Origin of the sequence: Allobosea sp. NPDC003192 (assembly GCF_050275675.1) — a bacterium.
Taxonomy (GTDB): Bacteria; Pseudomonadota; Alphaproteobacteria; order Rhizobiales; family Beijerinckiaceae; genus Allobosea.
The window spans coordinates 163,309-186,455 of the sequence record NZ_JBNNPK010000009.1; the positions used below are offsets into that span (position 1 = coordinate 163,309).

Here is a 23,147-nt window from a genome sequence, read left to right on the forward strand (position 1 = left end):
CCCGGAGCTTGCAAGGCGTTGACGCAACATCAGGAAACCGGTTCGAGGACGATATGGCTTCCGAAGCGAAATCCGAACCACATCCTGCAGCCCAGCTCACCCTTGCCGGCATGCTGCTCGGCCTGCGCCGCGTCTCCGTGCTGATGCCGGGCGTCGTCGTCTTCGCGGTCGCCTTCGGTGCTGCCGCCTCGGCCAAGGGCCTTAGCCTGTTCGAGGCGGTACTGATGAGCGCGCTGGTCTATGCCGGCGTCTCCCAGCTCGTCGCCATGGAGCTCTGGCGCCCGGAATGGACCTGGGGAGCCATCGTCGCGCTCGCCTTCGTCACCGCGACGGTCAACGCCCGCACCATCCTGCAGGCTGCATCGCTGCAGCCCTGGTTCTCGCGCTATCCCTGGTTCGTGACCGCCTTCCAGCTCTCCTTCTTCACCGACGCCAACTGGCTGGTGGGCACGCGCTATCACGGCGAGGGGGGACGCGATGTCGGCGTCGTGCTTGGCGCTGGCCTCGCGCTCTGGGTCGTCTGGGTTCTGATGACGATTCCTGGCCATCTGCTAGGCGCCCTCGTCACCGACCCGCGCAAATACGGCATCGACATGGTCATGCCGATCTTCTTTGCGGCGATGATCGTGCCGCTCTGGCGCGGCAAGCGCGCGGCTCTGCCCTGGATCGTCGCCGGCATCGTTGCGCTGGTCACCGCGCGTCTCGTCGACGGCTACGCCTTCATCATCGTCGGTGCGCTCTCCGGCGCCGTGGCAGGAGCCTTCCTCGATGACCCCTCCTGAGCCTGGAAGCTGGGGCCCCTATCTCGCCATCCTCGGCATGGCGCTGGCGACCTATTTCTGTCGCATCTCCGGCGTCGTGCTGATGAGCTTCATCCCGCTGACGCCGCGGGTGCGGCGCGGGCTTGCGGCTCTGCCGGGCTCGATCGTGGTTGCGACCGTGCTGCCGCTGATCGAGCGGCTCGGCCTCGCCGCGGGCCTCGCTCTGCTGGCGGCGATCGCCAGCATGGTGATCAGGCGCAGCGAATTGCTTGCCTTGCTCGTCGGCATGGTGGTGGTCGCGCTGATGCGCGCTGCTGGCTTCTGAAGCCGGGGCGCGACCACGCAGGTCGCGTTGCGTATTTTGAGCCTGATACGGCGATCCATCACCGGCTGCGATCGCACCCATCACAGCAATCGTTCGCTGGCGTGTTGACGCGGCTTTGCCTGCGGCAGACGGTGCCGGCCAGCAACCCTCACCAATCGGAGCGCATGATGGCCTGGTATTCGCAGACGTGGACATGGTTCGACGGTGAGTGGCGCGAAGGCAACCCCGGCATCATGGGGCCGCGCACCCATGCCGCCTGGCAGGCCTCCCAGGTCTTCGACGGCGCCCGCCATTTCGACGGCGTCTCGCCCGATCTCGACCGGCATGCCGCACGCGTCAATCGCTCTGCCCTGGCGCTCGGCTTGAAGCCGACCATGTCGGCTGAAGAGATCATCGCCAAGACCGCCGAAGGCGTGAAGAAATTCGCAGGCGGCACCGCGCTCTATATCAAGCCGATGTACTGGGCCGAGGCCGACGGCCCCTCGACCATCATCGGTGATCCCGACTCGACCCAGTTCGCGCTCTGCCTGTTCGAGGCCGCGATGGGCGATCCCGGCAAGGGCTTCTCGGTGACCAAGGGCGCCTTCCGTCGCCCCACCCTGGAGAATGCGCCGACCGACGCCAAGGCCGGCTGCCTCTATCCCAACAACGCCCGCGTCCTGCGCGAGGCGAAGGCGAGGGGCTTCGACAACGCGCTCGTGCTCGACATGCTCGGCAATGTCGCGGAGACCGGCACCTCCAACATCTTCCTCGCCAAGGACGGCGTGGTGAAGACGCCGGCCCCGAACGGCACCTTCCTGAATGGCATCACCCGCCAGCGCACCATCGGCTTGCTGCGTCAGGCCGGCGTCCCGGTCGAGGAGACGACGCTGCGCTATGAGGATTTCGAGCAGGCCGACGAGATCTTCTCCTCCGGCAACTATTCGAAGGTGATGCCGATCTACAAGATCGACGATCGCGAGCTGCAGCCCGGCCCGATGTTCCGCAAGGCGCGCGAGCTCTACATGGACTTCGCCCACAGCAAGGGCGCCTGAGGCCCGATGGCCCGGCTCGCCACCCGTCTGACCGAGCGCCTCGGGATCGAGCATCCGATCCTCTCGGCGCCGATGGCTCTGGCGGGCGGCGGGGCGCTCGCCGCCGCCGTGACCCGCGCCGGCGGCCTTGGCCTGATCGGCGGTGGCTATGGCGACGCCGGCTGGCTCACGACGCAATATGCCGCTGCCGGCAATACCCGCACCGGCTGCGGCTTCATCACCTGGTCGCTGGCGAAGCGGCCGCATCTGCTCGGCGAAGTGCTGGCGCGCCAGCCGGCGGCGCTGATGCTCTCCTTCGGCGATCCCACGCCCTTCGCGAGCGAGATCGCAGCGGCTGGCGTGCCCCTGATCTGCCAGTGCCAGAGCTTGGCGCATGTCCAGACAGCGTTGGCAGCGGGGGCCGCGATCATCGTGGCGCAGGGCGCAGAAGCCGGCGGGCACGGTCATGCCCGAGGCACCCTGCCGCTCGTGCCGGAGGTCGCCGATCTGCTGGCGCGCGAGAGCCCGGACACATTGCTGCTCGCTGCCGGCGGTATCGCCGATGGGCGCGGTCTGGCCGCGGCGCTGATGCTGGGAGCCGACGGCGTGCTGGTCGGTACCCGCTTCTGGGCCAGCCGCGAGGCGTTGGTCCATCCCAACCACCACGCCGCAGCCGTCGCAGCGACGGGGGACCAGACGGTGCGCTCCGCGCTTCCCGACATCGCTCGCCGGCTCGACTGGCCGCACCCCTTCGACATCCGCGTCAGCGACAACGCCTTCATCGCCCGATGGCGCGGTCGCGACGCCGAGCTGCGGGCCGCGATCGAAGCGGAAGCACCCGCCTATCGCGAGGCCTTCATCGCTGGTGATCCGGACAAGGCGGCGGTGGTCTTCGGCGAGGCGGCCGGCCTGATCTCGGACATCCCCGCGGCCGGCGAGATCGTCGCACGCATGGTGGATGAGGCGGCCGGCCGGCTGAAGGCGGGCGCCGGGCTGGCTCGCGGCTGAGCCACGCCGTCTTTCCGGGGCAGGCCGAAGGCCTGAGCCCGGAACCCATGAACACCGTCCTTGCGGCCATTGCGCAATGACGGCGTTTTCCCCGGGCTGTCGTGGTCATGGGTTCCGGGCCTTTCGCTGCGCGAAATCCCGGAATGACGATCGCCCCTATCGCAGCAGCCGCCAGAGCCCCGCCGACCTCAATCCTCCAAGCGCCACCACGCCATAGATGCCGGCAGCCACCAGGCTGAGGATGGCGAGCGCGATCAGGCGCGGCTCGTAAGGGAAGCTGATCAGCAGGCTGTAGAGCGGCTCGGCCAGCAGGCGCGCGACCAGCGCGGCGAAGCCGGCGGCGACGCCGACGATCAGGATCAATAGCGGCAGGGCGCGATCGGGATTGGTCCAGCCGCGCTTCAGTGCGAGTCCGTAGAGCGCGCCGAGATTGATCCAGGCGCCGCAGGCCGTGGCGAAGGCGAGGCCGGGTGCGCCGTGGCTCCTCCACAGCAGGAGCTTCAGCCCGACATTGGCGGCGATGGCGGCGAGCGAGACCAGCATCGGCGTCGTCGTGTCGCCGCGCGCCTGGAAGCTAGAGACCTGGGCGCGAATCAGCACGATCGCCGGCAGGCCGATCGCATAGGCGAACAGCACCGCGCCGGCGGCCTGCGTCGCCGCGTCGTCGAAGCGGCCGCGCTCGAACAGCGCCGCGACGATCAGCTCGGGGATGGCAAGGAAGGCGGCGGCAAAAGGCGCGGCAGCGACGAGCGTCAGCGCGATGGCGCGGTTCTGCGCCGCTTCCGCCCTGGTTTCATTGCCGTTCGCGATGGCGCGGCTCATCGTCGGCAGCAGCACGGTGCCGACGCCGATCGCGATCACACCGAGCGGCAGCTGATAGAGGCGTTCGGCATAGTACAGAGCCGAATAGGCGCCGGCCGGCAGCAGCGACGCGATGATCGTGTCGGCGAAGAGGGCGATCTGCACGCCGGCCGAGCCGATCACTGCCGGCCCGAACGCCTTGAAGAAGCCTTTCACCTCGCCGTCGAGGCGGGGCCGGGTCAGAGCTGCCGAGACGCCCGCCTGCCGCGCAGCAATCCAGAGCAGTAGCCATTCCAGCACGCCGGCGATGGCGACGCCCCAGGCGGCGGCATGGGCCGCGCTTGGGAACAGGAAGGCGATGAAGAGCGCCCCGATCAGGCAGACATTCAGCAGGATCGGCGCTGCCGCTGCCGCCGCGAAGCGGTCGACGGCGTTGAGATTGGCCGAGAGCAGCGTCACCAGGGTGACGAAGAGCAGATAGGGGAAGGTGATCCGCGTCAGCGCTACGGCGAGGTCGAAGCGGACGGGATCGTTGGCGAATCCGGGCGCGAGCAGCCGCACCAGCTCCGGCATGAATGGGATGGCGAGTCCGAGCAGCACGAGCTGGACGATCAGGTTGAGCGAGAAGACGCGGTTCGAGAACTGCGTCGCGGCGACATCGCCCGATTTCTCGCGGATGCGGCTATAGGCCGGGATATAGGCCTGGTTGAAGGCGCCTTCGCCGAATATGGCGCGGAAATGGTTCGGCAGGCGCAGGGCCACCGAGAACGCGTCCATCAGCCCGCTCACGCCGAGCGTGGCTGCCAGTACGGTATCCCGCAGAAAGCCGGACAGCCGCGAGAGCAGCGTGAAGCCGCTGACGGAGAGGATCTTTCTCAGCATCGCGCCACTCGGGGCCGCCGGAGTCGGCAGGCCGGACCAGAGCCTAGCCGCATAGCTGCGTCGCGGGGGATGGTCCAGCGTGCGGGAAGCGTCGTCCCCGTCATTGCTTCACTATGCACCTCGCGATGGCGCTCGGTCAGCCGCCCCCCGGCGGCAGCGTCTCGCTACGCGGCGGGACCTCCTCGTTCGCGTCGAAGCCGACACGCTCGCCGACCAGATAGAGCGGCCGGCGCTTCACCTCGGCGAAGATGCGGCCGACATATTCGCCGATCATCCCGAGCGAGATCAGCTGGATGCCGGAAAAGAACATGATCGAGACGATCAGCGAGGGGAAGCCGGGCAGGTCGGTGCCGAAGAGCAGCGTCCGGACCATGAAGTAGAGGCCGGTGAGGGTCGCGACGATCGCGATCGCGACGCCGAGCCAGGTCGCGATCTTCAGCGGCACGGTCGAAAACGAGGAGATTCCGTCGAAGGCGAAGCTGAACAGCTTGCGGAAGCGGAACTTGCTCTCGCCATGGGCGCGGTCGGCGACCGCGAAGGGCACGCCCGTCGCCCGGAAACCGACCCAAGCATAAAGGCCCTTCGAGAAGCGCGCCCGCTCTGGCAGGGCCCGCAGCGCCTCGACGACGCGCCGGTCGAGCAGGCGGAAGTCGCCGGCGCCCTCCGGCAATTCGGTCTCGCCGAAGCTGGCGAAGAGCCGGTAGAAGGCCTTGGCGAAATTGCGCTTCAGCGGACTCTCACCCTCGCGATCGGTGCGCTGGCCGTAGACGTTGAGGAAGCCTTCGCGCCATTTCGCCAGGAAGGTGGGGATCACCTCCGGAGGATGTTGCAGGTCGGCGTCCATGATCACGACGGCGTCGCCGCTGGCGTGGTCGAGCCCGGCGGCGATCGCGACCTCCTTGCCGAAATTGCGGCTGAAGGAGATGGCGTGGATGCGGCTGTCCTGCGCGTTGAGAGCACGCAGCGCGGCCAGCGTCTCGTCGCGGCTGCCGTCGTCGACGCAGATGATCTCCCAGGACGTGGCGTTTGTATCGAGGATGGGTTCGAGCCGGGCGATCAGCGGCGCGAGATTGTCAGCCTCATTGTAGACCGGCACCACGATCGAGAGCTGCGGCCGCGGGGCAGCGGCCGGCATCGTGGCGGAGGCGGAACTGGGCGCAATCGCGGACAAGGCTTTCAGGACCCTCGTTGCTCGGCTAGGGCTGTGGAACCAGCCGCAGGCTGCATACACCAGCGCTGATGAATAGGGGGTAACAGCCGGCATGACCCGCAGCTTCGTGCTCTGCGCCGACGATTTCGCCATGACCGAGGGCGTCAGTCGCTCGATTCTGGAGCTGCTTGCCGCCGGCCGGCTATCGGCGACCGGGGCGATGACCAATCGGCCGCATTGGCCGCGCCTGTCCGGCGAGCTCGCGGCCTTCTCCGGCCGAGCCGATCTCGGCCTCCATCTCAACCTGACCTGCGCTACGCCGCTCTCCGCCATGCCTACGGTGGCTCCGGCCGGCGTCTTGCCGAAGCTCGGCGAGCTCGCGCCGCTGGCGCTGCGTTCCAGCGCCGCGCGTGCCGAGATTGCCGCTGAGATCGTCCGCCAGCTCGACGCTTTCGAGCAGCATCTCGGCCGGACACCCGATTTCGTCGACGGCCACCAGCATGTCCACGTCCTGCCCGGTATCCGCCATCAGGTGCTCGATGCGCTGGCGGCTCGGTACCCGGCCGGTTCTGTCTATCTGCGCGACCCGTCCGATTCCCTCGCTGCGATCCGGGCGCGTGGTGTCGCCATCGGCAAGGCTCTGACAGTCGCTGGGCTCGCCACCGGCCTGCGCCGCGCCGCGGCCCGGCGCGGTATCCCGACCAATCGGGGCTTCTCGGGTTTCTCGCCCTTCGATCCCCGGCGCGATTTCGCCGACGATCTCACGGCCTTCCTCGTCCAGCCGGGGCCGGCGCATCTGGTGATGTGCCACCCCGGCCATGTCGATGACGAACTGATCGCGCTCGATCCGGTCGTCGCGACGCGGCCGTTCGAACATGCGGCCTTGCTGGCTTTCGCACCACAGGGGTTGCGGATCGGCCGTTTTGCTCCCGCTGGCTAGCTTCGCCCTGTCGCCTTGCGTGCAGGCCTGTTCGTACGCAATCGAAAATTTACCCCGTTCGTTCACTTTGCGCAGTGGCAGTCCCGACATCTGGGGATGTCGGTGTCTGGAGTCCGCGGAATATGAGCGTGATGGCCTGGTTTCAGTCGCGGGCGCAGCGATCGCAGGCGACCACGCCGCAGATCGGCCAGGTCGAGCGGGTGATGCGCTCGCTCAGCAGCCAGATCGCCGGGGCCGCAGTCGCCATCGTCGCCGTGGCGATCGTCTTCGTCGTCATCGCCGCCGCTCGCTATAACGAGGCCAAGACGCGCGGCGATCTCGAGCAGAAGATGATGTCGCTGACGGCGATGATCGCCCATGCCGCGCCGCCGCTGATCCTGGCGCGCGACACCATCACCTTGAGCTACATTCTGGAATCGCTGAAGCGCGATCCCGATTTCGATGCCGGCTTCGTCGCCGATGATCTCGTCGCTCTGGCCACCGCCGGCCGCACCGACGAGGCGCGGCTGTCGTTCACGCCGAACAGGCTCGCCCGGGCGCTCGGGCGGGAGGCCTGGGATCTGCTCGCCGAGCAGGACACGCTGCGGCTCGAGGACAAGACCTATGTGACGCAGTTGCTCTCGGTGAAGGTCGGTGGCTTCAAGAAGCAGATCGGCTATGTCGCCCTGCGCTTCGACAAGACCAGGCTGACCGCGCGTTCGGCCTGGGAGCAGTTCCTGACGATCGGGATCGGCATCGTCCTGCTCGTCGTGCTCGGGCCATTGCTCTGGATCTCGCTGTCCCGGACGATGCGGCCGCTGAAGAGCATGACCCGGGCAATCGTCGGCATCTCGGACGGCAAGCTCGACACGCCGATCGACGCGGCCGGCAGGCAGGACGAGATCGGGGCGATCGCGCGGGCGCTCGGTGTGCTCAAGCTGCGCCTCGCCGAGCGGGCCAGCCTGCAACAGCAGCAGTTGACGACGGAAGCGGAACGCCATCGCCAGCAGAAGCGCACCGAGGAGGCGATCGCCCTGTTCCGCGGCGAGGTCGGCGTCGCGCTCGAAGCCTTCAAGAGCAATGCCGACCGGATGGGCGAGGCGTCGGACGGGCTGGCCCGTGTGGCGGCGGAATCCTCGGAGCGCGCAGCCCGCGCCGCCGAGAATTCGCAGGGTGCTTCGGTCAATGTCGAGAACGCCGCCCAGGCGGCCGAGGAGATGGGAGCGGCGATCCGCGAGGTCGAGTTCCAGGTGCGCCGTGTCCGCACCGAGATCGTCGAGGCGGCCTCCGCCTCCCGCGACACGGCGGGCTCCGTCCAGGCGTTGGACGAGACGGCGCGGGCGATCGGCGAGGTGGTGAATCTGATCCGCGATATCGCCGCGCAGACCAATCTGTTGGCGCTCAACGCAACGATCGAGGCGGCGCGCGCCGGCGAGGCCGGTCGCGGCTTCGCCGTCGTCGCAGCCGAGGTCAAGAGCCTGGCTTCCCAGACAGCCGACGCGACCGACCGCATCGTCAGCCAGGTCGGCGCCATCCAGGGCGCGACGACCGAGGTCGTCGACGCGATCCAGAACATCGCCAGCCGCATGGGCGCGATCGAGAGCTTCGCCAATTCGGTCGCGACTTCGATCGAGCAACAGGCGATCGCGACCGGCGAGATCGCGAGCGGCGTCGCCATGGCGAGCACCTCGGCCCTCTCTGTCTCCAGCGACCTCAGCGTGCTGGCCGACAGTGTCGAGGAGACCGGGCGCTCGGCCGAGCAGGTCCGCCATGCCGCGGGTGAGGTCTCCGCCCAGGCGATGCGGCTCGATTCGACCGTCGATCAGTTCCTCAAGCGTGTCGCCGCCTGATATCTCCCACAAACGAAACAGGGCCCTTTCGGGCCCCGTCCATTGTCATCGATTGGAACGCAGCGATCAGGCCTTGGCGCCGTCATACATCTCGGCGACATAGTCCCAGTTCACCAGGCTCTCGAGGAAGGCCTTGAGATAGTCCGGGCGGCGGTTGCGGTAATCGATGTAGTAGGAGTGCTCCCAGACGTCGACGCCGAGGATCGGCGCGCCGCCATGGACCAGCGGACTCTCGCCGTTCGGGGTCTTGCTGACGGCGAGCTTGCCGCCCTTGACCTCGAGCCAGGCCCAGCCCGAGCCGAACTGGCCGACGCCGGCGGCGACGAAGTCTTCCTTGAACTTGTCGACCGAACCGAAGGAATCGACGATCGCCTTCTCCAGCGCGCCCGGCAGCTTGCCGCCGCCATTCGGCTTCATCCACTTCCAGAAGTGGAGGTGGTTGTAGTGCTGGCCGGCATTGTTGAACACGGCCGGGTTCTTGCCGTAGGAGCCCTTGACGATCTCCTCGAGCGATTTGCCCTCGAATTCGGTGCCCTTGATCGCGTTGTTGCCGTTGTTGACGTAGGCGAGATGGTGCTTGTCGTGGTGGTATTCCAGCGTCTCCTTCGACATGTAGGGCTGGAGGGCGTCATGCGCATAAGGAAGATCGGGCAGGGTAAAGGACATGGGGCCTCTCCTTGGGCTGTCGAAATCGCGACGTGAGAATGGCTGCGATGACGCAACGCTTGGGCAATGATTGCCCGGCGGAACACCCCGCCATTCGCCTGTTAGTTAAGCCCCTCGGCCGGCAGCGGCAACCGCTGGCGCCTGAGAAATCCGGCACGGTAGCCTTGCACCGTCAGCGGGAGTGCCGCCAGGGTCCGTTTGGTTGGCAATACCGGATGGTATCGATAGGTTAACCGCCGAGGCGGCAAGCTGTCGCAGCTCGTTCGGCCTCAAAGGAGCAAGCGTTGGTCAGGCTTTTCGTGGTTCTCGGGTTCGCCCTTCTGGCGGGCGGCGCCTATGCCATCTTCGATGGCTGGCCATATCGCGTCCTGGAACGCGGCTTCACCGAAGTCATCCTCGGAGGACTGTCGGTGGTCGCCGGCTTGATCCTGCTCGCGCTCGCGGTTGTGCTCGCCGAAATTCGTCGGCTCAAGGGGCTGGTCAGCGGCGCCATGGCGGTGGCGGCGCTATCCGAGTCGCGCGCCGACGCACGCCTCCTCCCGAGCGAGGCGCCCGCGGAACCGATGCTCGAGAAGGCGCCTGCGACCGGGACGAGCTCCATCGGCATCGCGACCACGCTGGCGGCTGGCGCGGGGGCTGCCGTTGCCACCGGGGCGCTCATCGGTTTGGCAAAGACCCGGGACGAGCCGCAGGCAAAGGCCGACGACAAGGTGGGTGAGGCCGACGAGACGGAGGGGGATGGCGGCGCTGACGTCGATCGGCCCGAGACTATCGCCGCGGAGCCGTCACAAGCGCCCCCGGTCACGGCAGGTGACCTCGACGACTGGCTGCTGCCTCCGGCCTCTCCGGTGCTCGACGCCGCGCCCTCGGACGTCCGCCCGGACGAGCGGGGCGCGGGTAACGAAGCCGAGGAAAAGGTCGACAAGCCGCATGACGAGCCGGAGCTGCCGCTCTCTATCGACACTGAAGAGGTGCAGCAATCGGCTGATGAAAAGGCCGACGAGGTCGAAACCGCTGCCGGCTCCGTGACTGAGTCTGAGGCCAAGCCAGCGGAAGACGAGCCAGGTACCGAGAAGCAGGAGCCAGCGCTCGTCCCGGCACGGGACGACCAGCTTTGGTGGCCGCGCATCGACCGCTCGGCGCGCGAGGAAACCGCCTCGGTCGATGACGAGTTCAACGCGCTGCGTGACCAGCTCGTCGGCGTCGTCAATGCGCCCGAGATCGAGCCGCCGCGCCGCGACCGCGATACCCTCGACACGGCGGAGAACTGGATGGCACCACGGCCCTGGCCGCCGGTGACGCAGCCACGCGATCCCGGCGCTCTGGGCGAGGCCGAGACCGAGGCCGCCGACAAGGTCTCGTTGGATGAGGCGAAGACCGTGTCCGCTCCGACGGAAGAGGTCGAAGCCAAAGCGGCGGAGTCCGAGTCAGCCCCCCTAGAGGAGGAGGTCCCGGAACCGGCTTCCAGCACGGTGGACGCACCGCCGGTGGAGAAGGCAGGGCCGCCGATGGCTGAGCCCAAGCCCGGCGAGGAGCCGGCGGCCTCGGACGAGGGCGTGATCGGCGCCTATCAGGTCGGCGAGACGCAGTTCACGATGTTCGCCGACGGCTCGATCCATGCCCGCACGCCGGATGGCGACTATGTCTTCGCCTCGATGGACGAGCTGAAGACCTATCTTGCCAATGAGAAGGACAAGCTGGAATCCGGCGCGAACTGATCGGTAAAGCGGTCCCTATCCAAAATCGAGACGTACCGATCAGCTTGCTTCGCGCTGGTCCGATCCTGCTGTCACCGCATTCCAGCCGTCGCCCGCGGCTGTGATGGCGAAGGCGTAGGCGAGGGCGGTTTCCTTGAGCGAATCGAAGCGCCCGGCAGCGCCTGCGTGCCCTGCGTCCATGTTGGTGTGCAGCATGATCGGCCCGCCGCCGGTCATGGTCGCGCGCAGGCGCGCCACCCATTTCGCCGGCTCCCAATAGGTCACGCGCGGATCGGCCAGCCCGCCGGTCGCCAGAATCGGCGGATAGACCTGCGCCTTGACGTTGTCATAGGGCGAGTAGCTCAGGATGGTGTGAAAGGCTGCCTCGTCTCGGATCGGGTCGCCCCATTCCGGCCACTCCATCGGGGTCAGCGGCAGGCTCTCGTCGAGGATCGTGTTGAGCACGTCGACGAAGGGCACCTCGGCTATGACGCCCGCGAACAGCTCCGGCGCGAGATTGACGACCGCGCCCATCAGCATGCCGCCGGCACTGCCGCCTTCCGCGACGATGCGGCCGCGACTGGTGAAGCCCCTATCCGCCAACATCTCGGCGGCGGCGATGAAATCGGTGAAGCTGTTGGGTTTGTTCTGGCGTTTGCCGTCGAGATACCAGCCCCAGCCCTTGTCGGTGCCGCCGCGGATATGGGCGATGGCGTAGACGAAGCCGCGATCGACCAGGCTGAGCGGACGCGTCCGGAACGAGGCCGACATCGCCGCGCCATAGGAGCCGTAGCCGTAGAGCAGGCAGGGCGCCGAGCCGTCCAGTTCCAGGTCGCGCCGATGCAGCAGCGAGACCGGCACTCTGGCGCCGTCCTTTGCCGTCGCGAAGATGCGGCGAACGACATAGGCCTCGGGGTCGTGGCCGGACGGGACCTCCTGGCGCTTCACCAGGGTGCGCTCGCCAGTGGCGAGGTCATAGTCATAGGTCTCGGCCGGCCGAGCCATGGAGGCGTAGATGAAGCGCAGGCGATCAGTCTCGAACTCGTAGCCGGCATCGATGCCGAGCCCATAGGCCTCCTCGTCGAAGGCTATGCTGCTCTCTGCGCCGCTCTTCAGGTCGCGGATGACGATGCGCGGCAAGCCTTCCTCGCGCTCCAGCCGGATCAGCCGGTCGGCGAGGCAGATATGACTCAGGACCAGCCGGCCGCGCTTGTGCGGCACGAGATCGGTCCAGTTCGATGGCGAGGGATCGGCCAGCGGCGCCCGAACGATCTTGAAGTCTTCGGCGTCATCGGCATTGGTCAGGATCAACAACTCGTCGCCGTGATGCTCGACACTATACTGTCGTCCCGCCAGTCGTGGCGCGATCAGCTTGGGCCTGCCGGTCTTGTCGGCAAGGTCGACCAGACTGACCTCCGAGGTCTCGTGATCACTGCTCGAGATCAGCAGGAAACGGCGCGACTGGGTCTGGTCGATATCGGCGAACAGGCCGGGATCGGTCTCTTCGTAAAGCAACTCGTCCTCGCTCTGTGGCGTGCCGAGCCGGTGGCGCAGCACGCGCGTCGGACGATGGTCGTCATCGAGCGCGACATAGACGAAAGCGCTGGAATCGGCGGCCCAGATCATCTCCCCAGAGGTGTCGGCGATCGCATCCGGCAAATCCTTGCCAGTGGCGAGATCGCGGATGCGGATCAGAAAGAGCTCGGAACCCGCCTCGTCGGCGCTCCAGGCGAGCAGGCGGTGGTCGGGGCTGTGTTCGGCATCGCCGAGATCGAAGAACTCCTTGCCCTCGGCGAGCGCATCGGTGTCGAGCATGACCTGCTCGACACCGGCCTTGTCGCTCTCGTTCGCACGCGGCTTGCGGCAGATCAGCGGATGCTCGCCGCCGCGCCGGTAGCGGCTGTAATAGAGGAAGGGGCCGTCCGGCTGGGGCGGTTCGCTGTCGTCTTCCTTGATCCGCCCGCGCATTTCCTTGATCAGTGTGCGCTGCAGCGCCTTCGTCGGCGCCATCAACGTATCGCACCAGGCGTTCTCCGCCTCGATATGCGCCCGGATTTCGGCCGGCAGGGTGTCCGGGTCGCGCAACACGTCGCGCCAGTTCTCGGCCCTGAGCCAGGCATAGTCATCGCTCAAGGTGACGCCGTGGACTATGCGGTTCTGCGGGCGGATGGCGGCAGCCGGCGGAGAGGCGATCCTGCGCGGGCTAGTCATGCTTCGTCTCCAAGCTCGGTTAGACCGCCTCTAAGCGGAATCTAGATCGGGATCGTTTTGTCTATGCCGATGACGACAGGTAGAGGTCGGTGCAGACACTGACAAGGACAACCTTTTGGCGCAAATGCTGCAGCGCAAAGCGCGATGGTTACGATCTGAGCCCATAAAATCAGCAATAATATGTCTCGGCGAATGTATTCGAATCCTTGTTCGGCCACTTGCGATATTGATCTGCATGGCTTAGACGAGTGCCGGCTGGTCCGTTTTGCATGATTCTATTCCGGCGGAAATTCGACCGTTCGTCGGCGGAGATGAGAGAGGGCGCTCGCGCCTGGAAACAGATCTGGGCGCAGTCACCGCTATGACCGGTCAATATAACAATGGAGCAACGCCATCATGGCTGACCAAGACGGTTCCGATTTCATCGAGCTCACGGCAGATATCGTTTCCGCCTACGTGTCGAACAATTCTGTTCCTGCCTCTGAACTTCCGGCGCTGATCAGCGATGTTCACGCCGCGCTCAACCGTGTCGTTGGCGGCGTTGCACCGGTTGTTCCGGTCGAGGCACCCAAGCCTGCCGTCGCGGTGAAGAAGTCGATCACGGCCGATTATCTGATCTGCCTGGAGGACGGAAAGAAGTTCAAGTCGCTGAAGCGCCATCTGCGCACGCAGTACAACATGTCGCCGGAGCAGTATCGCGAGAAGTGGGGTCTGCCGCCCGACTACCCGATGGTCGCGCCGAACTATGCCGAGGCGCGCTCGCAGCTCGCCAAGAAGATGGGTCTCGGCCAGCAGCGCCGCAAGCGCCGCTGATCCGTCTGTTCCCGACCAAGCTGCATCATCGCCGATGTAGTGAAGCCGCCGGTTCGCCCGGCGGCTTTTTTTGTTGGGGCGCCTCAGGCAAAGGCCGACAGGTGAGTTGCTCGACGAGCGATCGTGCTGGCAGCAGCGTCCCGGGAGGCCGCGCAAACCCGAAACTGTCAGGAGCCTGTCGGGATGGCCGCTTCTGTGCTTGCGGCGTGATTGTATAGGAATATATACCTTATGGCGTCGCGGTTGAATTCGGGGAGGCGATGCCCGTAATGGAACATATCATGAACACAATGATTGCCAAGCGGCCAGACCCGATGCGGCGGAGCGGCCGGGCCCAGCTCGCCGAGGCTGCCGTCTGCGGCGCCTTGCAATTGCCGGCGGGTGCTTTGCGCAGCGGGCGCGGGCCACGCAGGATCGCCTTCGCCCGCCAGCTTGCGATGTATCTGACGCATGTCGGCTTCGGTCTGACGCTGACCGAAGTCGGCGCCTGTTTCGAGCGTGATCGCACGACCGTGCGTCACGCCTGCGCCCAGGTCGAGGATCGGCGCGAGCAGCCGGCCTTCGACCTGGCCGTCTCGGCGCTGGAGACCGGTGTGATGCAGCTGGCCTGCGGTTTGCAGCTCGGATGCGGCGGGGAGGCAGCACGATGAGCGCTTGTGAAGCCCGCCCCCAATCGTCGTCCCGCTTGCTGCGGCATCTGAGCGAAGCCGGCGCCTATGCGATCGATTCGCCGTTGGGCTGCGGACGTATCGCGCTTTACCGGCGCGGCGCGGGCGGAGCCACGCTCGGGGCGGGTTATGTCCCAGCCGCCGAGGCGGACGCTCTCGTTGCGGCTGGCTTCGCCGCCTGGTCGACGGAAGCAGGGAGACGGCGGTTGCGTCTTGCCGGCATCGAGATCGAAAGGCCGCGTGCAACAATGACGGTCACGGTCGATGGCGCGGTGCAAGAGGTCATCGTGGACGAGCGCGAGAGCCCGCTGCTCTGGCTCCATCGCCGCCCGGGAAAGGACGGAGCGCCGCAGATTTCCACGTCCGAGTTCGCTGCCGGCGAGCGCTTCCGTGCCGATCTGACATTGGCGCAAATGCTGCCGCGAGTGACGGTCAACTGGGATGCGGGCCTCGCTGCCGGAACCCATGCGCCGGCGCGCGGACCCGCCGAGGCGTCCGATTCCGGCCTGGCGGCACGCCAGCGCGTCAGACTCGCCTGCAAGCGCCTCGGCCCGGAACTGTCGGGCCTGGCGATCGACGTCTGCGGCTTCCTCAAGGGGCTCGACCAGGTCGAGCGCGAACGCAAATGGCCGGCGCGTTCGGCCAAGGTCGTGCTGCGGTTGGCGCTGTCGGCGCTGGTCGAACACTATGGGCTGGGCGGAAGAGAGGATCCTTCGGCTCGCCGGGCTGTCTGGCGCGCACCCGATGCGCGCCCGTCCATCCCGTTCTCTCCGGGCTCTGGGAGCTAGACGAGCGCAGCCCGTGCGTCGTTCTTGATCCGCTCCATCATGGCGCGCACGCCGTTCGAGCGCTGCGGCGTCAGGTGCGCCGCCAGACCGAGCCGCTCGTAGATGGCGAAGGCGTCGGTCGTCAGGATCTCCTGCGCCGTATGGCCGGAATGGATGGCGATGGCGAGCGCGACCAGCCCGCGCACGATATGCGCGTCGCTGTCGCCTTGGAAAAACAGGCGCGTGGTCTCGCCGGGGCCGCCCTCGGTGCGGGTCTCGAGCCAGACCTGGCTGGCGCAGCCGCGCACCTTGTTGGCGTCGCTATGCGCTTCCTCGGGCAAAGGAGCGAGCGTGCGCCCGAGCTCGATCAGATAGCGGTAGCGATCGTCCCACTCGTCGAGCAGCTCGAAATTGGCGACGATCTCGTCGAGGCTCTCGCTCATGAACTCCGCAATCGGCCTCCGCCTCATCCCGCCGCTGATAATGCGACGGCGATGGCGAGCGTCTTCGGCTTCCCGCGCGGGGAGGTCAAGTCTCAGCGCTGTCGCGGCTGGGGTTCGGTGGCGCGGGTCGCGGCGTTCGCCGCCAGTGCAAGGACCCGGGCGCGGGTCTCGGGCTCCAGCCCGGCCAGGACTTCCGCCGCTTCGCGCAGGCTGGTCGCGCCCTGCAGCGCCGCCTTGGGGTCGATCTTGGCGAGGATCGCGATTGCCGCCTTGGCATCGACTGCGAGCGCATCGGGCTCGCTCTTCGTGCCATGCACGGGCGAGTTCAGCGCGATCACGCCGACGATCGCCAGGCTGCGCAGAAGATAGGCCATCTGTCGTCCCCGTCCGGTTCCAGGCTCCCCAGCCCGTGAATGACGTGACGATAGCGCGGGGATCGAAAGATCGCGTGTCGCGGAAAGCCTCGATTTGAATCAAAGGCGGCGCATCGTCTTCAGCTTCCGTTCACCTTGCCGCCAACAACCGCTTGGCATGGCACGGAGTGTCTCGATCCGCGCAATTTGTTGAAAAACAAAAGCTATTTCACCGAGCGCCAAAATGTTGCCTCGTTTCGAGCCGCCTCGCTTTAAGCCCCGCTTAAACGGCAGCCGCGAGGATCGGGACAACAAGGCGAGGCGAAAGCGCCGAGGCCGGCAGAGGTGCGCGTTTGCGGTTTTCCAGTTTGATGACGGCGGTGAGGGCGCAGGTCGCGGCGATGGTCCACCCATCGGCGCTGGCCGACTCGCTCGAGCGCATGCGTCATGAGCGCTTCATGCTGAGCAGGCTTGCCGCCTCGATCGCGGCGCTCAGCCTGATGCCGGCCTACATTGCCTGGCGCGGCCGCATCGGTGCGCTCGAACTGCTCGTCCTCGTCGCGCTGGCCCTGCCGCTGCTCGCGGTGTTCCTGCTCTCGCGCACCGGCCGTCTCGATCTCGCGCACTGCATTTCCGGCGCTGCCCTGACCTTGCTGATCACCACGCTCGCCTGCCTGACCGGCGGGGCGTCCTCGCCCCTGCTCATCTGGCTCGCGGCGGTCCCGGCCGAGGCGATGTTCTTCGGCTCACGGCCTTATGTGGCGCGCGCCAGCGCGCTCGCGGTGATTGGTCTCGGCACCGTCGTCGCCCTGCAAGGGACGGGCGCGATCGCGGAGCCGGCGGCCTGGACCTGGCAGGCGATGCCGGTATTCGCCGCGGTGGCGGTGCTGCACGCCGCGCTGATCACGATCGGCTTCCTCTACCGCCGCGACGACGAATTGCGCGAGCACCGCGCCTCCGATGCGCGGGCGCAATTGATGCTCGAACATGTCGGCGATCTCGTCACCTGGCATGATGCGGCCGGCTCCGTCGTCTTCGCCAATGAGGCCGCGCGCGGCCTGACCGGGGCCGAACCGGCCCAGCTCTTCGGCCGTGGCCTGTTCGAGCGCGTCCACATCGCCGACAGGCCGCTCTTCCTCAAGGCGTTGAGCGATGCCGCGCATGGCGGCGGCCGGGCCAGCGCCTGCTTCCGCGTCCTCTTTGTCCCGGCGGGCGTCGATGGCCAGGCTGCCGCGAGCCCGGTCGTGCGCTGGCTCGATCTCAGCGCCCGGCGCATCGAGCAAACCGGCCCGCGCGCCGGCGCCGCCGTCGTCTGCGTCAGTCGCGATGTCACCGATCGCCACGCGATCGACGAGGAGCGCGAGCGCGATCGCGTCGAGGCGGTGAAGGCGAGCGACGTCAAGGGCCAGTTCCTGGCGACGGTCAGTCATGAGCTGCGCACGCCGCTCAACGCCATCATCGGCTTCTCCGAGATGCTGAGTGGCGAGATCGGCGCCTCCTTCAGCCCGGCGCAGCGGCAGGAATACGCCAGGATCATCCATGATTCCGGCCATCACCTGCTCGACGTCGTCAACACGCTGCTCGATGTCTCGAAAATCGAGAGCGGGGCGATGACCATCGAGCAGGATGCGCTCGACATGGCCGAGCTCGCCGAGGATTGCTGCAACGTCGTCGCGCTCAAGGCGAGCAGCGGCACGGTCGCGCTCGAACGGATCGTCGGCCCGGATCTGCCGCAATTGCTTGGCGACCGCCGCGCCCTGAAGCAGGTGATGCTCAACCTGCTCTCGAACGCGATCAAGTTCACGCCGCCGGGTGGGCGCGTCACGCTCGCTCTGGTGCGAGATGGCGGGATGATCGACCTCTCGGTCTCCGATACCGGCATCGGCATTGCCGCCGCAGATCTGCCGCGGCTGGGCGATCCCTTCTTCCAGGCCAAGTCGTCCTATGACCGTGCTCATGACGGAACCGGGCTCGGCCTCTCGGTGGTGCGCGGTCTGGTCGGCCTGCATGGCGGCACGCTCACCATCGAGAGCGCGCCTGGTATCGGCACCCGCGTCGGCGTCCGCCTGCCGATCGGCGGGGTCGCCGCCGCGAGCGAGCCGGCCCGCATCGCGACCTTCGCCCGCGCCCCACGCCGGGGCCTCGAGACCAAGCAACCCATTCGCCTGACCGCCTGACCCTGAGAGTTCAAGACCCATGTCAGCCACGCTCGCCGCCCGTGCCCGTTCCGATGCGACGCTGTCGATGCCTGTGCGCCGCCCTGCCGGCCGGCGCGCCGCGCCGTCGATGCCGGCCCGGATGCTGCGCTGGCTCGCCCGCCGCCCGGGCCGCGGCCTGCTCGTACTGCTCTTTGCGGCCGTATCGGTGCTGATCGTCCTGAACGCCGTGCTGTTCCAGAAGGGCCGTCATCCCGCGCCGATGCTGTCGCCGCCCTCGCAATCTGCGGCGCGGACGGCCGAGCCGCGCCGGGCCGAGCCTCCTGCGCTCGCCGAGCCCGCGCCCGCCCCGCAGGCGGTGATGCCGCCGGCACGGCCCGGCACCCTGGCGCCGGCCACTCGTGATGCGGCGCCACGCCCGCCGGCGCCGGTTGCGCCCGCCCAGCCGCGCCAGGCGCAGGCGGCTCCGGCTCGCACGGCCTCGGCCGCCCCGCCGGCGGTGCGTGATCCGATCGCCGACCTGATCAACGGCTCCGACATCCGCCCGCCGGCGGATATCCGCGGGCCGCGGCGCTGAGGTCCGGGCGCCTGCTTTGCCGCGCCTGACCAGCGATTTCTGGGTTTCGGCCTATCTGCGTCGGGCCGCGCATGACGGGCTTGTCGCGGTGCTGCGCCGGCGCGGCGCCCGCGAGGCCGGCGCGATCTTCGTCAAGCTCGATCGTCTCGACGGCACGGCCGCGCTCTACGGTCCGGCGCCGCAGGCGCTGGCGGACGAGAAGGGCGAACGGCGGTTCCAGCTCGTGCTCGATGCCGATCCGCTTGCAATCGAGGACAGGGTCGAACGCGAGCTTCGCTTCGACAGCGATCTCTGGCTGGTCGAGATCGAGAACCGCGCCGGCGATCCACGACTGGACGTCGTCGAGAGCTAGCTTTCAGTCGCTGCTGCCGCCGCCGAGCCTGCGCCTGACCTCCTGGACGATGCCGCGGGACGGCGTCCGCTCGGCGCCGGGGCGTGCCGGCGTTCCGCTCGGATCCATGGCGGGCTGCAGCGTTCCCGACCGGGTGCTGCGCGGCGCTACTCCACCGATCTGCTGGGCCAGCCGCCGTGCCACCGCCGGCTGCAGCGAGCGCATCAGCTCGACCAGAGCGAAGATGCGCTCGACCGAGCGAGCCGCGTCATCGCCCAGGCCGATCAGGAAGCGCGTCGCATCCTCAGGGCTCGCCCCGCAGCCGACCAGCGCCAGCGCCGCAAGCTGGCGCGATGGATCGTTCGCCAGCGCTTTGGCGAAACGGGCATCGCCGCCGAAGGCAGTTGCCAGCGCTGCGAAAGCACTGGGACGGTCGGTGAGCGCCGTCGCGATCAGGCCGGAGATCTGGTCGCCGTCGAGCGTCGTTGGTCGCTGCGAGGGCGCCAGCGCTTCATGTCCCTTGGCCGCATCGATCATGGCGAGGCGTTTTTCCAGGCTCGCCTGCAGGAAGAGAGGTGTCAGCTCCGACACCGGCAGATCGGCCCGCGCCAGCAGGCTCGCGCCGAGTTCCGGCGCGAGGGCAGCGCGCGGCAGCAAAAGGTCGAGCGCGGCGTGCGGCAGCGACGCTGCCGTGTTTGCGGCCAGTGCCGCGTCGATCTCCGCATAGTCGTGGCCGGCGAGCGTGATGCTGGCGCTGCTGGTGAGGTCGTGCCGGCCGGCGAGGGCGACTTTCGCTTCGCCATCGCCTTCGGCCGCGATCTCCTCGATCTCCGTTGCACTGAGCGGCATGCCATGGCTGATCAGGGCAGCCAGCACCTCGCCGCCGCGAGCGCGCAGGCCCATGAGCATCTCGCGCGGAGCATGCGGCCAGCTTGCGAGCTTGCGTGCGAGGATCGTCGCAGTCGTCTCGTCGATCACCGGGACCAAGGCTTCCGCCATGGCGCGGAAGGCCTCCATGTCCTCGGGCGAGGGGCTCGGCGTCGCCAGCAGCAGATCGGTCTTCACCCGCAGCGCGACCTGGCGCAGGTCGAGCCCGCCGTCGCTGGCCAGCCTGGCGAGTTCGGCAAGGTCTGAGGCGATGCGGGACGGCATGGGCGATTCTCGTCGGGCGAACTTCACTTTTTCGAAACTTATCTCCGATGCGTTAGCACGGCGTTAACCATGATGGCCCCTTGATGGTCTTGAGGATGGACGACGCGATTTGAGCGCTCGGCTATCCGGGCTTCCGCGTTGTTTGCGAATTGGGTGCAGGCGCCAGCAAGGGAGGCGCATTATGGCAGACGTCATTCCTTTCGCGCCGCGCAGGCGCTTCGCCAGCCAGGCCCCTCTGGCCGAGGGGCCGTTCGGCCAGATCCTGTTCTTCACCGGCGTGCGCTACGAGCGCCAGCACGAGCCGGCCGCGAGCAAGCCGCCGCGGCGTCCGCGCCCTGCCGGTCGTGGTGAACGCGAGACGCGGCGCAGGCGTCCGGGGTGAGAACTGACGGATCAGGATGATTTTGGATCGGTCCTGATCATTGCGTTCCGTTCTTGAGAGTTCGAGTGGGATTCATGCGAAAAACCGGTTCCCACTTGTTCGCGTCACACGCTCTCGCCGCGATGGCGCTGTCCTGCCTCCTGCTCGCCGGCTGCTCGACCACCGGCGATCTCGGCCGGCCCCGTCCCAACATCTTCGCCGACCAGATCGCGCCGGCGGTCGGCGACTGGAGCGCCCGCTTTCGCGGCGAGGCTTCGTCCTGGTTTCATCTGACCGATGACGAAGAACGATTGCGCGACCGCGCCTGGCGGCTCGTGCTGCCGGCGCATGAGCGCAGCGATTTCGACCGTGAGGTCTCCAAGCTCGCCCATGCCCGCATCCTGCCGGTGGAGGCCCAGTCGAACGACATCGCTGCCTATCATCGCGCCCTGACCTCGGGCTCCTTCGCCTCGCAGGCCTCGCGCTACAACCGGCTGAGCGAGGACGCCAATGGCGACCGGCTGCTGCTCGGCCAGTTCCGCGCCAACGCTTTGCGCGTCATCAATGCCGACCGCGCCCGTCTGCGCACCCTCGACGCATCGCAGCTTGTGCCGCCAGAGCAGCGCGACCCGGCCACCCAGCGCGTCACCGAGAACGAGGGGTTGATGCTCTGGGTCTGCGAACGGGCCCGCTTCCGGCTGAAGAGCTACCGCTTCTCGCTCGACAATCTGATGGTCGAGATGCCGTCGCGCGAGGCGGTCCGGGCCGAGCGCGCGATCATGGCGCTGGAGAGCGAACTGGGCACGGCCTGCAATCTGCCGCTGATCGGCGTCTTCAGCGGCGCAGGCGCGCCGGCGAGCCGTGGGCCTGTGGTCTACAAGGGGTAGCGGACGCTCCCGCGAGAAAGCGCTCCCCGGCAAGTCGAAGTCGCCGCTGAGCCGCACTGCGAAAAATGGTTCCCATCGCCGCTGGATTGGGTCTAGCCTGCCGATCATGAGCCGGCGATCGGTGAGGTGATCGCATGTCAGTCACGCAAGTCAGGTTCGCTGCCTCGACACCAGTGGAGGCGCCCTCCGATCCACCCGTCGATCAGGGGCACCGTCATGAGGCCGGCGTCGTCGCCTCGAGCGTCTATGCCCATGGCGTGCGCATCGCCGATATCCCGATCGAGAAGGCCGGCGAATGGTCCCGCAAGGACGGCCACGTCGTCTGGATCGGGCTGCTCGAGCCCGATGCGGCGCTGCTCAAATGCGTGCAGGAGCAGTTCAACCTGCATCCCCTGGCGGTCGAGGACGCGACCAACGCCCATCAGCGGCCCAAGCTCGAACAGTATGGCGATGCGCTGTTCGTCGTCGCCCGCACCGCGCAGATGATCGACAAGCGCATCGCGTTCGGCGAGACGCATATCTTCATCGGGCACGGCTACATCGTCAGCGTCCGGCACGGCGCCTCGACCTCGTATACCTCGGTCCGGCAGCATTGGGAGACTTGCCCGACCTCGCTGGCCAAGGGCGAGGACTTCATCCTCTACGCCATCCTCGATTTCATCGTCGACAACTACATGCCCGTGCTCGAATCGATCCATGACGAGGTCGAGGAGATCGAGGACAAGGTTCTCGCCAAGCCGATGGCGCGCTCCGACATCGAGCGACTCTACATGCTCAGGCGCGACCTCCTGCGCCTGCGCAATGCGGTCGGCCCGCTCGTCGAGGTCTGCCAGCGCCTGACCAACGGCAGCGTGCCGCAGGTGCGCCCGACGCTGGCGGCGATGTTCCGCGACGTGACCGACCATATCCGCACCGTGCAGGAGAAGATCGACAGCCTGCGCGAGGTGCTCGCCTTCGCCTTCGAGGCGAGCCTGCTCGTCGGCCAGAGCCAGGAGAACTCGATCACCAAGCGGCTCGCCTCCTGGGCGGCCATTCTCGCGGTGCCGACGGCGGTCGCCGGCATCTACGGCATGAACTTCAAGAACATGCCGGAACTGGAAATGCATTACGGCTATTACGTCGTGCTGGCGTTCATCGTCAGCGCCTGCCTGACGCTCTACTGGCGCTTCAGGCGCAATGGCTGGCTCTGATGGGGGCCGCTAGGCTCGCGCAATCTCGCTGCCGGCTCGACGCCGGCCTGCAGGTCATTGACGTCGGATAATATAGATTGACCCTTTTGGTTGTGGTCCGTCGGTTTCGTCCACGGGCGAGCTGGCAGAAATGGCATCGCTGACCCAGAGGCACGAGGGGGAAACA

Annotated in this window: 23 protein-coding genes; 16 read left to right on the forward strand and 7 right to left on the reverse strand. The window is 67.4% G+C overall.

Annotation, left to right across the window (positions count from 1 at the left end; translation table 11 throughout):
- Positions 1–53 precede the first annotated feature (53 nt).
- The 4 genes from ACQKLX_RS14605 to ACQKLX_RS14620 all read left to right on the forward strand — a co-directional run bounded on the left by ACQKLX_RS14605 (position 54) and on the right by ACQKLX_RS14620 (position 3,107).
- Positions 54–782, forward strand: coding sequence for an AzlC family ABC transporter permease (locus ACQKLX_RS14605; protein ID WP_427362285.1), 729 nt, complete (start codon positions 54–56; stop codon positions 780–782).
- Positions 769–1,086, forward strand: a complete 318-nt coding sequence (locus ACQKLX_RS14610; RefSeq protein WP_427362286.1) for an AzlD family protein — start codon at positions 769–771, stop codon at positions 1,084–1,086. The genes ACQKLX_RS14605 and ACQKLX_RS14610 overlap by 14 nt, the downstream gene beginning before the upstream one ends.
- Positions 1,087–1,253: 167 nt before the next feature.
- Entirely contained in the window at positions 1,254–2,120 is an 867-nt protein-coding gene (locus tag ACQKLX_RS14615) for a branched-chain amino acid aminotransferase (RefSeq protein ID WP_427362287.1), read from the forward strand.
- Between the two features lie 6 nt (positions 2,121–2,126).
- Positions 2,127–3,107, forward strand: a complete 981-nt coding sequence (locus ACQKLX_RS14620; RefSeq protein WP_427362288.1) for an NAD(P)H-dependent flavin oxidoreductase — start codon at positions 2,127–2,129, stop codon at positions 3,105–3,107.
- Positions 3,108–3,263: 156 nt separating this feature from the next.
- Here the strand turns inward: ACQKLX_RS14620 and murJ are convergent, their stop codons facing one another.
- Entirely contained in the window at positions 3,264–4,790 is a 1,527-nt protein-coding gene (gene murJ / locus ACQKLX_RS14625) for a murein biosynthesis integral membrane protein MurJ (RefSeq protein ID WP_427362289.1), read from the reverse strand.
- A gap of 136 nt (positions 4,791–4,926) precedes the next feature.
- Positions 4,927–5,925 (reverse strand): glycosyltransferase family 2 protein, encoded by a 999-nt coding sequence (locus ACQKLX_RS14630; RefSeq protein ID WP_427362290.1) that lies wholly within the window; start codon positions 5,923–5,925, stop codon positions 4,927–4,929.
- A 127-nt stretch (positions 5,926–6,052) separates the two neighbouring features.
- Here ACQKLX_RS14630 and ACQKLX_RS14635 point away from each other — a divergent pair, with 127 nt between their 5' ends.
- Together ACQKLX_RS14635 and ACQKLX_RS14640 are read left to right on the forward strand one after the other, a co-directional pair.
- Positions 6,053–6,880, forward strand: a complete 828-nt coding sequence (locus ACQKLX_RS14635) for a ChbG/HpnK family deacetylase (protein ID WP_427362291.1) — start codon at positions 6,053–6,055, stop codon at positions 6,878–6,880.
- Positions 6,881–7,002: 122 nt separating this feature from the next.
- The gene (locus ACQKLX_RS14640) at positions 7,003–8,709 is read left to right on the forward strand and encodes a methyl-accepting chemotaxis protein (RefSeq protein ID WP_427362292.1); all 1,707 of its coding nucleotides are present in this window, start codon (positions 7,003–7,005) and stop codon (positions 8,707–8,709) included.
- A gap of 66 nt (positions 8,710–8,775) precedes the next feature.
- On the opposite strand, the gene ACQKLX_RS14645 is transcribed toward ACQKLX_RS14640, so the two are convergent.
- A complete protein-coding gene (locus ACQKLX_RS14645; protein ID WP_427362293.1) occupies positions 8,776–9,375 on the reverse strand; it encodes a superoxide dismutase in 600 nt (199 codons plus the stop codon).
- A gap of 284 nt (positions 9,376–9,659) precedes the next feature.
- Between ACQKLX_RS14645 and ACQKLX_RS14650 the strand changes: the two genes are divergently transcribed.
- Entirely contained in the window at positions 9,660–11,093 is a 1,434-nt protein-coding gene (locus tag ACQKLX_RS14650) for a hypothetical protein (RefSeq protein ID WP_427362294.1), read from the forward strand.
- Between the two features lie 39 nt (positions 11,094–11,132).
- Here the strand turns inward: ACQKLX_RS14650 and ACQKLX_RS14655 are convergent, their stop codons facing one another.
- A complete protein-coding gene (locus ACQKLX_RS14655; RefSeq protein ID WP_427362295.1) occupies positions 11,133–13,283 on the reverse strand; it encodes a S9 family peptidase in 2,151 nt (716 codons plus the stop codon).
- 396 nt (positions 13,284–13,679) lie between these two features.
- On the opposite strand from ACQKLX_RS14655, the gene ACQKLX_RS14660 reads away from it, so the two are divergent.
- The 3 genes from ACQKLX_RS14660 to ACQKLX_RS14670 all read left to right on the forward strand — a co-directional run bounded on the left by ACQKLX_RS14660 (position 13,680) and on the right by ACQKLX_RS14670 (position 15,552).
- Entirely contained in the window at positions 13,680–14,096 is a 417-nt protein-coding gene (locus tag ACQKLX_RS14660) for a Ros/MucR family transcriptional regulator (RefSeq protein WP_427362296.1), read from the forward strand.
- Between the two features lie 281 nt (positions 14,097–14,377).
- Positions 14,378–14,746, forward strand: a complete 369-nt coding sequence (locus ACQKLX_RS14665; RefSeq protein ID WP_427362297.1) for a helix-turn-helix domain-containing protein — start codon at positions 14,378–14,380, stop codon at positions 14,744–14,746.
- Positions 14,743–15,552 carry a DUF6456 domain-containing protein gene (locus ACQKLX_RS14670; protein ID WP_427362298.1) on the forward strand — a complete coding sequence of 270 codons (810 nt, stop codon included), beginning with the start codon at positions 14,743–14,745 and terminating at the stop codon, positions 15,550–15,552. The genes ACQKLX_RS14665 and ACQKLX_RS14670 overlap by 4 nt, the downstream gene beginning before the upstream one ends.
- Here the strand turns inward: ACQKLX_RS14670 and ACQKLX_RS14675 are convergent.
- Together ACQKLX_RS14675 and ACQKLX_RS14680 are read right to left on the reverse strand one after the other, a co-directional pair.
- Positions 15,549–15,974, reverse strand: a complete 426-nt coding sequence (locus ACQKLX_RS14675) for a SufE family protein (protein WP_427362299.1) — start codon at positions 15,972–15,974, stop codon at positions 15,549–15,551. The two genes, ACQKLX_RS14670 and ACQKLX_RS14675, sit on opposite strands and share 4 nt — an antisense overlap.
- A gap of 92 nt (positions 15,975–16,066) precedes the next feature.
- Positions 16,067–16,348: a hypothetical protein gene (locus ACQKLX_RS14680; protein ID WP_427362300.1), complete on the reverse strand. Its 282-nt coding sequence runs from the start codon at positions 16,346–16,348 to the stop codon at positions 16,067–16,069.
- 350 nt (positions 16,349–16,698) lie between these two features.
- Between ACQKLX_RS14680 and ACQKLX_RS14685 the strand changes: the two genes are divergently transcribed.
- Genes ACQKLX_RS14685 through ACQKLX_RS14695 form a run of 3 tightly spaced genes read left to right on the forward strand, consistent with a single transcriptional unit; the run spans position 16,699 to position 19,412 of the window.
- Positions 16,699–18,504: a sensor histidine kinase gene (locus ACQKLX_RS14685; RefSeq protein WP_427362301.1), complete on the forward strand. Its 1,806-nt coding sequence runs from the start codon at positions 16,699–16,701 to the stop codon at positions 18,502–18,504.
- Positions 18,505–18,523: 19 nt separating this feature from the next.
- On the forward strand, positions 18,524–19,060 hold the full coding sequence (locus tag ACQKLX_RS14690) for a hypothetical protein (RefSeq protein WP_427362302.1): 537 nt from the start codon (positions 18,524–18,526) through the stop codon (positions 19,058–19,060).
- A gap of 16 nt (positions 19,061–19,076) precedes the next feature.
- Positions 19,077–19,412 carry a DUF1491 family protein gene (locus ACQKLX_RS14695; protein WP_427362303.1) on the forward strand — a complete coding sequence of 112 codons (336 nt, stop codon included), beginning with the start codon at positions 19,077–19,079 and terminating at the stop codon, positions 19,410–19,412.
- A 3-nt stretch (positions 19,413–19,415) separates the two neighbouring features.
- Here ACQKLX_RS14695 and ACQKLX_RS14700 read toward each other — a convergent pair whose 3' ends face one another.
- Positions 19,416–20,543 carry a hypothetical protein gene (locus ACQKLX_RS14700; protein ID WP_427362304.1) on the reverse strand — a complete coding sequence of 376 codons (1,128 nt, stop codon included), beginning with the start codon at positions 20,541–20,543 and terminating at the stop codon, positions 19,416–19,418.
- 181 nt (positions 20,544–20,724) lie between these two features.
- On the opposite strand from ACQKLX_RS14700, the gene ACQKLX_RS14705 reads away from it, so the two are divergent.
- The 3 genes from ACQKLX_RS14705 (at position 20,725) to corA (ending at position 22,981) form a co-directional block, all read left to right on the forward strand.
- Positions 20,725–20,925, forward strand: coding sequence for a hypothetical protein (locus ACQKLX_RS14705; protein ID WP_057187747.1), 201 nt, complete (start codon positions 20,725–20,727; stop codon positions 20,923–20,925).
- Between the two features lie 95 nt (positions 20,926–21,020).
- Positions 21,021–21,791 carry a hypothetical protein gene (locus ACQKLX_RS14710; RefSeq protein WP_427362305.1) on the forward strand — a complete coding sequence of 257 codons (771 nt, stop codon included), beginning with the start codon at positions 21,021–21,023 and terminating at the stop codon, positions 21,789–21,791.
- 134 nt (positions 21,792–21,925) lie between these two features.
- Positions 21,926–22,981 (forward strand): magnesium/cobalt transporter CorA, encoded by a 1,056-nt coding sequence (corA, locus tag ACQKLX_RS14715; RefSeq protein ID WP_427362306.1) that lies wholly within the window; start codon positions 21,926–21,928, stop codon positions 22,979–22,981.
- Positions 22,982–23,147: the final 166 nt, after the last annotated feature.

What these genes read in the sequence shown, in the direction of transcription:
- ACQKLX_RS14700 (WP_427362304.1), bottom strand. Translation starts at nt 20,543, where the DNA reads ATGCCGTCCCGCATCGCCTCAGACCTTGCCGAACTCGCCAGGCTGGCC.
- ACQKLX_RS14615 (WP_427362287.1), top strand. Translation starts at nt 1,254, where the DNA reads ATGGCCTGGTATTCGCAGACGTGGACATGGTTCGACGGTGAGTGGCGC.
- corA (WP_427362306.1), top strand. Translation starts at nt 21,926, where the DNA reads ATGTCAGTCACGCAAGTCAGGTTCGCTGCCTCGACACCAGTGGAGGCG.
- murJ (WP_427362289.1), bottom strand. Translation starts at nt 4,790, where the DNA reads ATGCTGAGAAAGATCCTCTCCGTCAGCGGCTTCACGCTGCTCTCGCGG.
- ACQKLX_RS14660 (WP_427362296.1), top strand. Translation starts at nt 13,680, where the DNA reads ATGGCTGACCAAGACGGTTCCGATTTCATCGAGCTCACGGCAGATATC.
- ACQKLX_RS14705 (WP_057187747.1), top strand. Translation starts at nt 20,725, where the DNA reads ATGGCAGACGTCATTCCTTTCGCGCCGCGCAGGCGCTTCGCCAGCCAG.
- ACQKLX_RS14665 (WP_427362297.1), top strand. Translation starts at nt 14,378, where the DNA reads ATGAACACAATGATTGCCAAGCGGCCAGACCCGATGCGGCGGAGCGGC.
- ACQKLX_RS14690 (WP_427362302.1), top strand. Translation starts at nt 18,524, where the DNA reads ATGTCAGCCACGCTCGCCGCCCGTGCCCGTTCCGATGCGACGCTGTCG.
- ACQKLX_RS14685 (WP_427362301.1), top strand. Translation starts at nt 16,699, where the DNA reads ATGACGGCGGTGAGGGCGCAGGTCGCGGCGATGGTCCACCCATCGGCG.
- ACQKLX_RS14620 (WP_427362288.1), top strand. Translation starts at nt 2,127, where the DNA reads ATGGCCCGGCTCGCCACCCGTCTGACCGAGCGCCTCGGGATCGAGCAT.
- ACQKLX_RS14670 (WP_427362298.1), top strand. Translation starts at nt 14,743, where the DNA reads ATGAGCGCTTGTGAAGCCCGCCCCCAATCGTCGTCCCGCTTGCTGCGG.
- ACQKLX_RS14610 (WP_427362286.1), top strand. Translation starts at nt 769, where the DNA reads ATGACCCCTCCTGAGCCTGGAAGCTGGGGCCCCTATCTCGCCATCCTC.
- ACQKLX_RS14630 (WP_427362290.1), bottom strand. Translation starts at nt 5,925, where the DNA reads ATGCCGGCCGCTGCCCCGCGGCCGCAGCTCTCGATCGTGGTGCCGGTC.
- ACQKLX_RS14680 (WP_427362300.1), bottom strand. Translation starts at nt 16,348, where the DNA reads ATGGCCTATCTTCTGCGCAGCCTGGCGATCGTCGGCGTGATCGCGCTG.
- ACQKLX_RS14645 (WP_427362293.1), bottom strand. Translation starts at nt 9,375, where the DNA reads ATGTCCTTTACCCTGCCCGATCTTCCTTATGCGCATGACGCCCTCCAG.
- ACQKLX_RS14640 (WP_427362292.1), top strand. Translation starts at nt 7,003, where the DNA reads ATGAGCGTGATGGCCTGGTTTCAGTCGCGGGCGCAGCGATCGCAGGCG.
- ACQKLX_RS14655 (WP_427362295.1), bottom strand. Translation starts at nt 13,283, where the DNA reads ATGACTAGCCCGCGCAGGATCGCCTCTCCGCCGGCTGCCGCCATCCGC.
- ACQKLX_RS14675 (WP_427362299.1), bottom strand. Translation starts at nt 15,974, where the DNA reads ATGAGCGAGAGCCTCGACGAGATCGTCGCCAATTTCGAGCTGCTCGAC.
- ACQKLX_RS14635 (WP_427362291.1), top strand. Translation starts at nt 6,053, where the DNA reads ATGACCCGCAGCTTCGTGCTCTGCGCCGACGATTTCGCCATGACCGAG.
- ACQKLX_RS14605 (WP_427362285.1), top strand. Translation starts at nt 54, where the DNA reads ATGGCTTCCGAAGCGAAATCCGAACCACATCCTGCAGCCCAGCTCACC.